Consider the following 12,794-nt stretch of genomic DNA (forward strand, 5'->3'; position numbering starts at 1 on the left):
TTGATCCCAAGACTACGGCAATTTCGTGACCCTAAAACACAAAGCGGCGGCCCTAATGCGGGCCGCCGCTTCGATTTATCGGATTAGCGGAGAGGTTTAGGCCTTCGCCTCTTCCTCGTCCGTTACCGCTGACTGACCTTCGTCCTCAGATTCGGCTTCAGCGCGCGACTCGGCGGCTTCGGCTGCGATCTCTCTGGCGACGGCAGCGTCCTCGGCGTCACGCAGTTCGGCTGCGTTGAATGCAGAACCTGTCTCGGCCTGAGTCTCCGCTTCCTCTGCAGAACGAGCGACGTTCACATTTACGTCCACGGAGACTTCGGGATGCAGCACGACCTTGACCGTGTGCATGCCGAGCGTCTTGATCACCGCGTTCAGGCTGACCTGCTTGCGGTCGATCGTGAAACCGGCTTCGCTCACGGCATCTGAGATGTCGCGGTTGGTAACCGATCCGTAGAGCTGACCCGATTCGCCTGCTTGACGGATGACGATGATCGAAAGGCCGTCCATCTTTTCGGCAACCTTTTCGGCCTCGCCCTTGCGTTCAAGGTTTTCGGCTTCGAGCTGGGCTTTCTGCGTCTCGAACTGCTCAAGGTTAACCTTGGTTGCCCGAAGAGCTTTCTTCTGCGGCAGAAGGTAGTTGCGTGCGAAGCCGGGTTTGACACTGACGACTTCACCCATCTGCCCGAGTTTCTCGATACGTTCGAGTAGAATGATTTCCATGATTATCGTCCTTCCGTCTTACTTCAGAACGTATGGCAGAAGAGCGAGATAGCGGGCGCGCTTGATCGCTTTGGCGAGCTCACGCTGCTTCTTCGTCGAAACTGCGGTGATCCGGCTGGGAACAATCTTGCCACGCTCCGAAACGAACCGCTGCAGAAGACGCACATCCTTGTGGTCGATCTTAGGCGAATTCGGGCCCGAGAAAGGGCAGCTCTTGCGGCGACGAAAGAATGGGCGGCGTCCACCGGAACCTTGACTGACAACGCGAATGGTCATGCGCTTTCTCCTTCAGCACTAGCAGCAGCAGCCGGCTTCGGAGCCGAGTCGTGGGAACGTGGCGGTCGGTTGTCACGGCCACCATCCCGGCCACCTTCGTGGCGACGGCCACCGCGGCCACCGCGCTCATCGCGGCTGTGACGATTCTGCATGACGACAGACGGGCCTTCTTCCAACTCGTCGACGCGAGTCGTCAGATAGCGCAGAACGTCGTCGTTCAGGCGCATAACGCGTTCCATTTCGTGGATTGCGTCAGACGGCGCATCGATGTTCAGGAGAACATAGTGCCCTTTGCGATTCTTTTTGATCCGATAGGCAAGGTTACGCAGGCCCCAGTACTCGTGCTTGGCCACAGAACCCTGGTTATCGGTAAGGATAGTGCTCAATTGTTCGACCAGGCCTTCAACCTGGGTCGAAGCAATATCTTGGCGCGCGATCAACACGCACTCATATAATGCCATGTTTGAACTCCTCACGGCTGTTATCGGGCCGGAGCTGGTGCTTCCACACTCAGCCAATCGACCCTAGCCGGCAGTGACGTGTTCCGCGCACGCTTGCCGGCAAGGAGTAAGTCTATTAGCGGATACTTCGAAGCGCGCGACTATACAGAAAAGACCGTGTGGTGCAAGAGCCGAGTCTATCAGGCGAAGATGCCCGGAAATTAAGGGTTTTTCAGGCTTTGACGAGTGGAAAAACACCGGGCATGGGTGGAAAGCTTGACAGAGAAGGCGTCAGGAGTATGTCTGAGCGCGATTTCTTAGCCAAAAACCGAACTGGAGTAGGGGTATGAGCCGGGCGTTTGTCTTTCCTGGTCAAGGATCGCAGGCCGTCGGAATGGGAAAGGACCTTGCCGAGGCCTTTCCCGTTGCCAGACAGGTCTTCGAAGAGGTTGATGATGCGCTCGAGCAGCATCTGTCCCGGTTGATGTTCGAGGGACCGCTAGAGGATTTGACGCTGACCGAGAATGCCCAGCCGGCTCTCATGGCGGTGAGTCTGGCCGTAGTACGTGTGTTACAAGCCGAAGCCGGCGTAAATCTGGCTGATAAGGCGGCTTTCGTCGCCGGTCATTCGCTGGGCGAGTATTCCGCGCTTGCAGCGGCGGGCACCTTTGCGTTGTCCGATGCGGCGCGTCTGTTAAAGCGACGCGGTCAGGCAATGCAGCGGGCTGTTCCCGTAGGTGAGGGCGCCATGGCGGCGATCCTTGGGCTTGATCTTGACGTGGTTAAGGAGCTGTCCAACGAAGCCGCTGAGGACGAAGTCTGTACACCTGCCAATGACAACGCGCCCGGACAGGTTGTCGTGAGCGGGCATAGCGCTGCCGTCGAACGGGCGATAGTTCTTGCGAAGGAGCGTGGCGCCAAGCGGTCGTTGCTTTTACCAGTCAGTGCGCCTTTTCATTGTTCGCTGATGGAGCCTGCGGCAGATGAGATGCGTGAGGCCTTGGGGAACGTAAACCTTCAGGCGCCGCGCATGTCTCTGGTCGCCAACGTGACGGCCGGCTCCGTCAACGACCCCGAAGCCATCCGCCGCCTGTTGGTCGAGCAGGTGACTGGGGCAGTACGTTGGCGCGAATCCGTCCTTTATCTTAAGGGGCAGGGGGTATCGGCCTTGTTCGAGTTGGGCGCAGGAAAGGTATTGGCTGGTCTGACACGGCGAATCGATCGGGATATGACCGGCCAGGCGGTTGGTACGCCTGAAGATATCGAATCGGTCCTGAAGCTGCTCTGAATTGCGTGGGGGTGTGGATTTGGACCCTTTAAGCTGTTAACACGAGAAATGAGTATTCGGGCTGCGTCGACACGACGGCCTGAGAGTGTAGCGAGCGGAGTACAAAGGTATGTTCGATTTAACCGGCAAGGCGGCCCTGGTAACCGGAGCTTCGGGTGGCATCGGTGGTGCCATTGCAAAGGCGCTGCACGACAGGGGCGCGACCGTCGGTCTGACGGGTACGCGCGTCGAAGCGCTGGAAGCGGTTGCCTCAGAATTAGGGGCGCGGACGGCGGTGCTGCCCTGCAATCTCTCTGACCGGGACGCGGTTGCGGGACTGCCAGCACAGGCAGAAGCGGCGATGGGCAGCCTTGACATTCTCATCAATAATGCCGGTTTGACCCGGGATAATCTGGCTATGCGTCTGAAGGATGAGGACTGGGATCAGGTCATCGAAGTTAATCTGACCTCTAGTTTTCGACTGGCGAAAGCCTGCCTGAGGGGCATGATGAAGCGGCGCTGGGGCCGGATCGTGGGGATCACATCAATCGTCGGGATTACGGGTAATCCCGGTCAGGTCAACTATGCAGCGTCCAAGGCCGGCATGATCGGCATGTCGAAATCCTTGGCACAGGAGATTGCGTCCCGCGGAATCACCGTGAATTGTGTGGCGCCGGGATTCATCAAAACCCCGATGACCGACGCACTGGACGAAAAACAGCACGAACATCTTTTGAACGGAATTCCGGCAGGGCGGCTTGGTCTGCCGGAGGACATTGCCGCTTCTGTAGTTTATCTCTCAAGTGACGAGGCGGCCTATGTTACCGGCCAGACCTTGCATGTAAACGGCGGAATGGCCATGATATGAGGGAGTTTTGGGGGCGTTTCGGATATTCTCTTCCGTGACCGTTGGCAAACCCGGAAAAACTATGATATGAGGCGGCGCTCTGCTGCACCGCAGGAGACAAATCGACCAAAACGGTCTCTGCTTCCCGCCACGAAGCGCTAGCTAAATCTGAGGGCTAAGGTTTATGAGCAACGATACTGCCGAACGCGTAAAAAAGATTGTCGTCGAACACCTGGGTGTTGATGAGGCAAAAGTTTCCGACACCGCGAGTTTTATCGACGATCTTGGGGCTGACAGTCTCGATACCGTCGAACTCGTAATGGCTTTCGAGGAAGAGTTCGGGTGTGAAATTCCCGACGACGCTGCTGAGAAGATCGTCACCGTTAAGGACGCGATCGACTTTATTCAGGACAATGCCTGAAGTTTCGGGTCTGTCGGTGCCGGGCCTATCCCGGTGCCGCTACCGAAAATCGCAGTTTTCCGTAATTATTGAATGTAAGTTATGAGACGAGTCGTCGTCACGGGTCTCGGGCTTGTTACCCCGCTTGGATCAGGCGTCTCTTATGTATGGGATCGCCTGTTAAACGGGAACTCAGGCATTCGAGCCGTCACAGAATTCGATGTTTCGGATATTCCGTCACGAGTCGCAGGTGCGGTCTGGAGCGGAGATACGAACGAAGGCCGCTTTAACGCCGACGATTACATGGCGCCGAAGGATCAGCGTAAAGTTGATCGCTTCATCGTCTATGGAATGGCGGCTGCACAGCAGGCTGTTGAGGATGCTGGTTGGACGCCAGAGGATGAAGAAAGCCTCTTGCGGACAGGAGTCATGATCGGCTCGGGTATTGGCGGTCTTCAAACCATCGCTGATGGAGCAGTCACTCTTAAGGAGCGGGGCGCCAGAAAGCTTTCACCGTTCTTTATTCCGGCTGCGCTGATCAACCTGATCTCGGGTCAGGTTTCCATCCGATACGGCTTTCGTGGACCGAACCATTCAGCGGTAACGGCGTGTTCGACCGGCGCGCATGCAATCGGTGACGCAGCACGTTTGATCATGCTCGGTGATGCCGACGTTATGGTGGCAGGTGGTGCGGAAGCGGCGGTCTGCCGGTTGGGAATGGCCGGTTTTGCAGCTTCACGGGCGCTTTCGACTGGGTTCAACGATACACCCGAACGCGCATCGCGGCCCTGGGATGTGGATCGGGATGGCTTTGTGATCGGTGAAGGTTCCGGTGTCGTGGTTCTCGAAGATCTCGAACATGCCAAGGCACGCGGCGCGAAGATATATGGTGAGGTCGTTGGCTACGGTCTGTCAGGCGATGCCCACCATATCACGGCGCCACCAGCAGATGGTAACGGTGGTTTCCGCGCGATGTCTGCCGCTCTTCAGCGTGCCGGCATCAATGCGTCGGATATCGACTATATCAATGCGCACGGCACTTCGACGCCGTTGGGTGACGAGATCGAATTGGGGGCGGTGAAGCGCTTGTTTGGAAGCGATAACACCGGACTGAGTATGTCCTCCACCAAATCGGCGATCGGTCATCTTCTGGGCGCTGCAGGTGCGGTGGAATCGATTTTCTGCATCCTTGCGCTCCGTGATCAGGTGGTTCCGCCGACCTTGAACCTCGATAAACCGTCCGAGAGTTGCGAGGGAGTCGACCTCGTGCCTCATGAGGCGCGTCAGCGGCAGGTCAAATACGCGCTCTCAAATTCCTTCGGGTTCGGGGGCACTAACGCGAGTCTTGTTCTCGCGGCAAATAACTAGACGCGATGACCTGGAGACGGGTTTGCGGCTTAGTCGCGACCGCCGCCGTCGTCTTGGCGATCGCGGGCAGTGTCATTTGGTTTAAGGGCCGGGAACGCTTTGAGCGACCCGGCCCTTTGCGTGCCGAGACCATTGTGAACGTGCCTTTGGGCAGTGGTCTTGATGCGATCGCGATGCTGCTCGAAAAAGACGGTGTCATTGAGGACGAGCGCATTTTTCGTGTTGGCGTCCGGATTGTCGGAAAAGCTCGTTCACTGAAAGCCGGAGAGTACGCCTTTCCGGCAGGCGTTTCGATGCGTGACGCGATGAACGTCCTGGCCAGCGGCGCCACTGTGGTGCGCCGTTTGACCATTGCCGAGGGTCTAACCAGCCGAGAAGCGGTTGCACTGATTGATGCGGCGGAAGGACTGGAAGGCGAGGTTGACACTGTTCCTCCAGAAGGCAGTTTGCTGCCCGAAACCTATCATTACCGGCGTGGCGATAGCCGGCAGGATATCGTCAAGCGTATGCGTGTTGCGCGCGATGATATGCTCTCGGAGCTTTGGGCGGTGCGCGCGGAAAAGCTACCGATTAAGACACCGGAAGAGGCGCTGGTTCTGGCTTCGATTGTGGAAAAGGAAACAGGGATTCCCGACGAACGCGGGCTGGTTGCCGGTGTCTTCGTAAACCGTTTGCGCAAGGGTATGCGCCTGCAGTCGGACCCGACAGTGACCTATGGTCTTACTCTTGGCGAAAGACCATTGGGCCGCAACCTCACCCGGAATGATCTGAAGAAGCCGACACCCTATAACACCTATGTTATCGACGGACTGCCGCCGAGTCCGATTGCAAACGTCGGTCGCGCCGCGTTAGAAGCCGTGTTGAATCCCGTCAAGACAAGCTATCTCTATTTCGTTGCCGATGGGACTGGCGGCCATGCCTTTGCCAAGTCTCTTAAGGAGCACAACAGGAATGTTGCGAAGTGGCGGAAGATAAAAAAGGCGGGCTCGAAGTAGGAACAAGCTTCGCGAGGGCACCGTTCGGATTGCTCTCCTTTCCATCCCACTGAACGGGTCCTGGTCCACGTTTGACTCTGCTTGATGTGAATACAACCGGTGTTTCGTAATTAGGGTTGAGTCTTCATCGCAATCCGCAAAATAAAATGTTTGTTAACCATACTGAAAACACCATTGCGGTAGTATGCTGACGAAACTGTCTTGCTGGTGATGACAATGGTGCGACGGCACAGATTTATCACATTCTTTCTTCGTTATCCGAAGAGCATGTTCCTGACATACCTTGTCGTCGCGGCGGCAATCCTTGCGTTTGTTATGGTTCAAGGCGGCCAGTACATCCGCAGCGAGGTGGCTGTGGGGATGGCATCAAGCTATTCCAATGCCATTACGACCTTCCGGGAGTACTACTCGTCGGTTGTCATCAAGCAGGCGAAGGATGCCGGTCTGATGGCCTCTCATCGCTATCATGATGAGAGAGATACGATCCCTATTCCCGCCACGCTCGCCATCGAGTTAGGGGATGAGATTTCTTCGCGAACCGGAGAGGCGGGCTTTCGATTTTACAGTGACTACCCTTTTGCGAATCGTATCGAAGGGGGCCCTAACGATCAATTCGAACGCGCAGCGCTGAATGCTCTGCGCAGCGGGAAGCTCGATCATTTTGCCCAGGTCGGCGTTGTAGATGGTCGCGATACCCTGCGGTACGCAGTCGCCATAACAATGAAGCAGAGCTGTGTCGAATGCCATAACAGCCACGAAGAAAGCCCGAAAACCGATTGGGTCGTGGGTGACATAAGAGGTGTCCAGAGCGTGGCTCTCGCCCTATCGCCCTTGGATCCGATTGGTAACTCCGGTTATTTCCTTATGCTGTTGGGGACCGTCGGTGGTGTCTTACTGTTTTTTGGTCTGCTCTATGTGAAAACGCAGCGCTTTGTTCGCGCAGAACAGATGCTTGCTGACCGCCAGGAGGCTGAAAAACGTCTCCTAGCAAAGGAAAAGTTGGCTGCCGAACAAGCCAACGAGACTAAGACAGTCTTTATCGGTAACGTCAGTCACGAACTAAGAACACCATTGAACGCGATCATCGGGTTTTCCGAAATGATCAAAACCCAGGCATTAGGGCCGATCGAAAGAACCAAGTACGTCGAGTACGCGGCCGATATTCATCAGAGCGGCCAGCATCTTCTCTCCCTGATCAACGATCTTCTCGATATGAATAAGATCGAAGCCGGCAAATTCGAGCTGCATCCGCAGGAAGTCAACATCGACAAGTTGACGATTGAATGCTGTGACCTGATCCGTGGTCAAGCTGAACAGGCAAACATTGCACTCAAGCGGGAGGTTGATCCTAACCTTCCAGCGATCGAGAGCGATCCTCGGGTGATCAAACAGATCGTTCTCAATATGCTGTCGAATGCGGTCAAGTTTACGCCTGAGGACGGATTGGTCACGCTCCGGATCTCTCAGGATGAAGCGCAACAGGTGGTGATCGAAGTGAAAGACACCGGGATTGGCATCGCGCGTGAAGACCTGGAAAAGATCATGAAACCCTTCGGTCAAATCCGAACCGGTCTGTCGGAGAAATACCAGGGGTCCGGCCTCGGTCTGCCGCTGATCGCCGAATTCACCAAGCTACTGGGCGGTAGCTTCCATCTGCAATCGGAACCGGGAGAGGGGACGCAGATCAGAATTTCACTCGCACCCGGCTCACTCGCCAGCTGACGGCGAATGGACGAGTTGTCCCGTACTATGTTTTTTGCGGCAGTTTTCGTAAGACCGGATCAATGAGCGTAGCCGGCAGCACAGCCAGCATCCAGACGACCGCATACAGTCTGAAGGGAAAGACGATACGTGGACGATTTTTCGCCAATCCGCGTTGAATGATTTGCGCTGCGCGATCCCCGTCCATCAACAGTGGCATCGGAAAGTTGTTTACCGCAGTCATGCGACTGCGGACGAAGCCGGGACAGATCACCGATATCCCGATACCCTGTGCAAATAGCTCGCCGCGTAAACTCTCTCCCCACAGACGTACCGCGGCCTTGCTCGCACAGTAGGCCGGTGCGCCGGGAAACCCTTTAAAGGCGGCGAGTGAAGACATGATGGCAACTTGCCCGGTTTTTCGCGGTTTCATGAGCTCAATTGCCGGTAGGACGGTGTTGAAAACGCCATCGACGTTGACCGCCATGATCCGGCGGGCCTGTTCGGCGGTCTCTCCGCCGCTTCCAGTGCCTGCCGAAATGCCGGCGTTGGCGATAACGAGATCAAGAGGGGCAGTTTCGTCGATCCGTTTCATCCAGAAAGAAAGGCGGTCACACTCTTGAACGTCTATGAGTTCCGTCAATACCTTTGCACCCTGATCCCGGCAGTCGGCAGCCACTTGTTCGAGACGATCCTTGTCGCGCCCAGTGAGTGCAAGATGGACGCTGGGCGCTGCATAGCAGTTTGCGAGCGCTTCGCCGATTCCACTGGACGCACCGGTTATCAGTATTGAATTGGGGGCTTGCATGCGGTTCTCGCTTGTTTGGTGCGATGTTGTTGTCGACCACCGCCGCGTATATAAAGGCTGCGCATTGAAGTTAAATCATTATTGAGGCCTGCCGAGTGTCTGAAAATACAGGTGTTCTGTCCAGCATGACGGGCTTTTCCCGCAAGGACGGTGGTGACGGGTCAGCGACTTGGTCCTGGGAGATTAAAAGCGTCAATGGCCGCAATCTCGATCTTCGCTGCAGATTGGCAAACGGTTATGAGGATCTTGATCCTATCATCCGTACGGCGATGTCCGAGTCTTTTGCTCGTGGAAACTTTCAGCTGAATCTGACACTCGACCATGCCAAGCAGACGACGAGTTTCCAAGTCAACCGCGAGGTCTTGGCCCAACTCAAAGAGGTCATTGGCGAGCTGGAGTGTGAAATTCCCAGTGCGCCGGCACGGCTTGATGGCCTTTTGGGCCTGCGTGGAGTGATCGAGACCGTTGAGGATGTCGAGACTGAGGAGCAGGTTCAGGCTCGAAAGCAGATCATCAGGGAGGACTTGATGTCTGCCATTTCCGGGTTGCGCGATGCGCGGCGGGAAGAGGGGCAGCGGCTCGATGGTGTTGTTCGCCGTATGTTGACGCACATTGCCGAACTTATTGACACTGCAACGGGACTAGCAACGGTTCAGCCGGATGCCTTGCGGACGCGGCTGCGCGAGCAGGTCGCGGCGTTGCTGGAAGCTTCACCGGCTTTGCCGGAAGAACGGCTTGCGCAGGAAGCGGCATTGCTGATCACGAAAGCAGATATTCGCGAAGAACTTGACCGTTTGCGATCGCACGTGGAGGCAGCGCAGGAGCTACTGGACCAGGCTGGTCCTTGCGGCCGGCGCCTGGATTTTCTTTGTCAGGAATTTAACCGGGAAGCGAATACCCTTTGTTCGAAATCGTCAGACGTGGAGCTGACGAGAATAGGCCTTGAGCTCAAGGCGACAATTGAGCAGTTCCGCGAACAGATTCAGAATTTGGAATAGCAGTATGAGCCGGGCCGCGATGAAGCATGGTGATATCAAACGCCGGGGACTTATGTTGGTGTTCTCCTCGCCTTCAGGTGCGGGAAAAACAACGATCTCGCGAAAACTGTTGGAAAAAGACGATAACCTGGAGCTTTCCATATCGGCGACCACGCGGCCGCGCAGGCCGGGTGAAGTGAACGGACAGGATTACTTCTTCGTTTCGTCCGAGCAGTTCGAGGCCATGGTTGCACGTGGCGAGTTGCTGGAACATGCACAGGTATTCGATCATCGCTATGGGACACCCCGCGACCCGGTTGAAAAGGCTCTGCAAGGGGGTAGGGACGTCTTGTTCGATATCGACTGGCAAGGCACCCAGCAAGTTGCTGACAAGGCGCCCAGGGACTTGGTCCGCGTGTTTGTCCTGCCACCTTCGACGCAGGAGCTGGAGCGCCGCCTTTACGCGCGTGCGCGTGATCCCGAAGATGTGGTTCGCAGCCGGATGGCGAAGGCAGCCGACGAACTCAGCCATTGGGCCGAGTACGACTACATCATCGTCAATCACGATATCGACCAGAGCCTATCGGACGTCCAATCTATCCTGCATGCCGAGCGTCTTCGGCGTGAACGCCGTGTTGGCCTTAGAGACTTTGTGGAAACACTGCGTTCGCCCTGAATATTGCGATCCGCAATGCTGCCGATGCTTCAGGGGAACGCCGGTCTTGTAGCCGTTTAGACCTTGAGACTTCCATGATCCAAGGCGCGCGCAAGGGCACAAAAATTCTCGACGGAAAGTTCCTCGGCACGTTTCGTCCCTTCGATCCCGCACTGTGCGAGTAGGCCGGTGACGTCCTGCGAAGCGCTTTTCAGACTCTGTCTGAGCATCTTTCGGCGCTGGCCAAACGCCGCAGCTGTAATGCGCTCCAGACTGGGCATCTGCGCCGGTGCAAGAGGCACTGTTCTCGGTGTGAGGCTCACGATGGTGGAGATGACCTTCGGCGGCGGCGTGAAGGCTTGCTTCGGAACATCGAACACCAGATCGATCTCGCACAACCACTGCGCAAGGATGGAGAGGCGCCCATATTCCTTGGCCCGCGGGATCGCCGCGAGACGCTCTGCCACTTCCTTTTGAAACATCAGTGTCAAACGCGTCAGGGCTCCGGCATCTTTATCCAGAAGGGTCAGCCATTGAATGAGCAGGGCGGTCGAGACATTGTAGGGCAGGTTTGCCACGATCTGACGCGGCGCCTCGCCGAGTTGGCTGAGATCAATTTCCAACGCATCGCCGGCAATCAGTTCAAGACGGCCGGGGTAGGCGTCGGCAACCTCTTGGAGAGCGTCGAGGCACCGGCGATCTTTCTCGATCGCAATAACTTTGCGGGCGCCTTCATCCAGAAGCCCCCTGGTCAATCCGCCGGGACCGGGGCCGATTTCGATTACAGTTCCCTGACTCAGCGGTGCCGCGGCTCTGGCGATACGGCGTGTCAGATTGAGATCGAGCAGAAAGTGTTGCCCAAGAGCTTTGCGCGCCCCCAAACCGTGTTTAGCGATGGTTTCACGCAAGGGCGGAAGAGCGGTCGAAGGCCTCCCTGAGCTTTCTGCTGTCGGTGGTGAGGGCATGGCCGCGGAATCCTGTAGTTTAAGGCGCGACCAGTTGCCCGGTTTGGCCCCGGTCGTCGGCGATTATATTCGGATATCCACGTTGGCCGTCCGGCGCAGATCCTGCAGGTAACGCTGTGCGAGGACGTCGAGGCGCTGGTTGGTCAGTGTCGTCACGATCCGCGCCCGATCCACGCCTTGATCGCTGCCGGTTCGGCTGCAGACCAGCAGGACCGAGATACCGCCGGACACCTGAACCGGTTGACTTGCTTCGCCTGTTGCCAGGTTCTGAACGGCGGTGCGTAGTTCGGCCGGCAATTCACTGGTTTTTACGGTTCCGAGGTCGCCGGACCCTGGGCTGCCGATTGCGGCTGCCACATCGTCGACGGCTTCGCAGCTGGTCAACTGCGCCCGGGCACCAGCCGCGCGCGCGCGTGCACCCTCAATCTGCTCTGACGTAGGCGTTGCGGGCAGCGCGAAGAGAACTTGTTTCAGGTTCAGCGTTTCCTCCTGACCTGCCTGCCGCTGTTCCAGGAAATTCAGGAGATAAAAGCCAGTGGTTGTTTGAATCGGGCCGACAACGCTGTTCGGAGCAGCCGACGCCAGAGCCTGATCAAGCTCTGGCTGCAATTCGCCTTGGGCAACCCAGCCAAGGTCACCCCCGAGCGACGCGCTCGCAGACTGGGAGAATTCCCGTGCAAGGGTGCCGAAGTTCGCGCCTTCACGAAGACGATTGAGCAGACGGAGGGCATTTTCCCTAACTTCCGCCTCACGCTGTGCGTTTTCGACCGCAAGGAAAATTTCACCGACACGCCGTTGAGCGGAATTTACGCCGGTTGCCACCCGGTCGACGACTTCCTGAACTTCTTCGTCGGAAATGTTGACAGATGGACGGAGGCGGCGGGCGACAACAATCGACCAAGCGATTTGAGCTCGGATCTGGTCCGAGATGGTGGAGGCAAGCACGCCTTTTCGACGAAGAAAGCTGACAAACTGATCCCGGCTCATCTTGTTCTGACGAGCCAGGTCTGCCAAAGCGGCTTCGACCTGGTTGTCGGCGACGGAAATTTCCAGTCGCTGCGCTTCCTGCATCTGGAGGCGTTCGTCGACCAGACGTCGTAGAACCTGCGGGATCAAACGACGGCGGGTCTCCGGCCCGTCCTTTTGGCGGGTCGCGAGCAGAGTCAGGCGTGCACGTTGGGTTAGATCGAGGATCGAGATGACCTCGTCGTTGACGACTGCTGCCGGGCGCAGCATATCCTGCGCAGCCGCTGTCATTCCGCTCGCAAGCAAGAGGAGGAGCGCGAGTGAAAGTCTCAGTCGGAAAAACTTCATTACGTCAATGCCGCTGTAAGCCATGTCCATCGATATACATCATAAATTCAGCTAACTACAG

At 56.8% G+C, this 12,794-nt stretch carries 14 protein-coding genes; 8 read left to right on the top strand and 6 right to left on the bottom strand.

The genetic code is table 11. The features are described 5' to 3' along the window. Positions 1–96 precede the first annotated feature (96 nt). The 3 genes from rplI to rpsF are packed head-to-tail and all read right to left on the bottom strand — an operon-like array spanning position 97 to position 1,457. Entirely contained in the window at positions 97–720 is a 624-nt protein-coding gene (gene rplI / locus QMZ18_RS27665; RefSeq protein WP_282609628.1) for a 50S ribosomal protein L9, read from the bottom strand. A gap of 18 nt (positions 721–738) precedes the next feature. Beyond that, on the bottom strand, positions 739–996 hold the full coding sequence (gene rpsR / locus QMZ18_RS27670) for a 30S ribosomal protein S18 (RefSeq protein WP_282609629.1): 258 nt from the start codon (positions 994–996) through the stop codon (positions 739–741). Continuing rightward, entirely contained in the window at positions 993–1,457 is a 465-nt protein-coding gene (rpsF, locus tag QMZ18_RS27675) for a 30S ribosomal protein S6 (RefSeq protein WP_282609630.1), read from the bottom strand. The genes rpsR and rpsF overlap by 4 nt, the downstream gene beginning before the upstream one ends. A 325-nt stretch (positions 1,458–1,782) precedes the next feature. Between rpsF and fabD the strand changes: the two genes are divergently transcribed. The 6 genes from fabD (at position 1,783) to QMZ18_RS27705 (ending at position 8,035) form a co-directional block, all read left to right on the top strand. Further along, entirely contained in the window at positions 1,783–2,724 is a 942-nt protein-coding gene (gene fabD, locus QMZ18_RS27680) for an ACP S-malonyltransferase (RefSeq protein WP_282609631.1), read from the top strand. A gap of 109 nt (positions 2,725–2,833) precedes the next feature. Continuing rightward, entirely contained in the window at positions 2,834–3,571 is a 738-nt protein-coding gene (gene fabG, locus QMZ18_RS27685; protein ID WP_282609632.1) for a 3-oxoacyl-[acyl-carrier-protein] reductase, read from the top strand. 163 nt (positions 3,572–3,734) lie between these two features. Beyond that, the gene (locus QMZ18_RS27690) at positions 3,735–3,971 is read left to right on the top strand and encodes an acyl carrier protein (RefSeq protein ID WP_142896394.1); all 237 of its coding nucleotides are present in this window, start codon (positions 3,735–3,737) and stop codon (positions 3,969–3,971) included. Between the two features lie 81 nt (positions 3,972–4,052). Beyond that, positions 4,053–5,318 (top strand): beta-ketoacyl-ACP synthase II, encoded by a 1,266-nt coding sequence (gene fabF, locus QMZ18_RS27695; RefSeq protein ID WP_282609633.1) that lies wholly within the window; start codon positions 4,053–4,055, stop codon positions 5,316–5,318. Between the two features lie 5 nt (positions 5,319–5,323). Beyond that, positions 5,324–6,313 carry an endolytic transglycosylase MltG gene (mltG, locus tag QMZ18_RS27700; protein ID WP_282609634.1) on the top strand — a complete coding sequence of 330 codons (990 nt, stop codon included), beginning with the start codon at positions 5,324–5,326 and terminating at the stop codon, positions 6,311–6,313. A gap of 267 nt (positions 6,314–6,580) precedes the next feature. After that, entirely contained in the window at positions 6,581–8,035 is a 1,455-nt protein-coding gene (locus QMZ18_RS27705) for an ATP-binding protein (protein ID WP_282609635.1), read from the top strand. Positions 8,036–8,060: 25 nt separating this feature from the next. On the opposite strand, the gene QMZ18_RS27710 is transcribed toward QMZ18_RS27705, so the two are convergent. Further along, the gene (locus tag QMZ18_RS27710) at positions 8,061–8,822 is read right to left on the bottom strand and encodes an SDR family NAD(P)-dependent oxidoreductase (protein ID WP_282609636.1); all 762 of its coding nucleotides are present in this window, start codon (positions 8,820–8,822) and stop codon (positions 8,061–8,063) included. Between the two features lie 95 nt (positions 8,823–8,917). Here QMZ18_RS27710 and QMZ18_RS27715 point away from each other — a divergent pair, with 95 nt between their 5' ends. Continuing rightward, on the top strand, positions 8,918–9,820 hold the full coding sequence (locus QMZ18_RS27715) for a YicC/YloC family endoribonuclease (RefSeq protein WP_282609637.1): 903 nt from the start codon (positions 8,918–8,920) through the stop codon (positions 9,818–9,820). A 4-nt stretch (positions 9,821–9,824) separates the two neighbouring features. Continuing rightward, on the top strand, positions 9,825–10,475 hold the full coding sequence (gmk, locus tag QMZ18_RS27720) for a guanylate kinase (protein WP_282609638.1): 651 nt from the start codon (positions 9,825–9,827) through the stop codon (positions 10,473–10,475). Positions 10,476–10,531: 56 nt separating this feature from the next. Here gmk and rsmA read toward each other — a convergent pair whose 3' ends face one another. Continuing rightward, the gene (rsmA, locus tag QMZ18_RS27725; protein WP_282609639.1) at positions 10,532–11,419 is read right to left on the bottom strand and encodes a 16S rRNA (adenine(1518)-N(6)/adenine(1519)-N(6))-dimethyltransferase RsmA; all 888 of its coding nucleotides are present in this window, start codon (positions 11,417–11,419) and stop codon (positions 10,532–10,534) included. Positions 11,420–11,482: 63 nt separating this feature from the next. Next, entirely contained in the window at positions 11,483–12,763 is a 1,281-nt protein-coding gene (locus QMZ18_RS27730) for a peptidylprolyl isomerase (protein ID WP_282609640.1), read from the bottom strand. Positions 12,764–12,794 lie beyond the last annotated feature (31 nt).

The sequence above is a fragment of the Pelagibius sp. Alg239-R121 genome (assembly GCF_947331435.1).
Classification (GTDB): domain Bacteria; phylum Pseudomonadota; class Alphaproteobacteria; order Kiloniellales; family Kiloniellaceae; genus Denitrobaculum.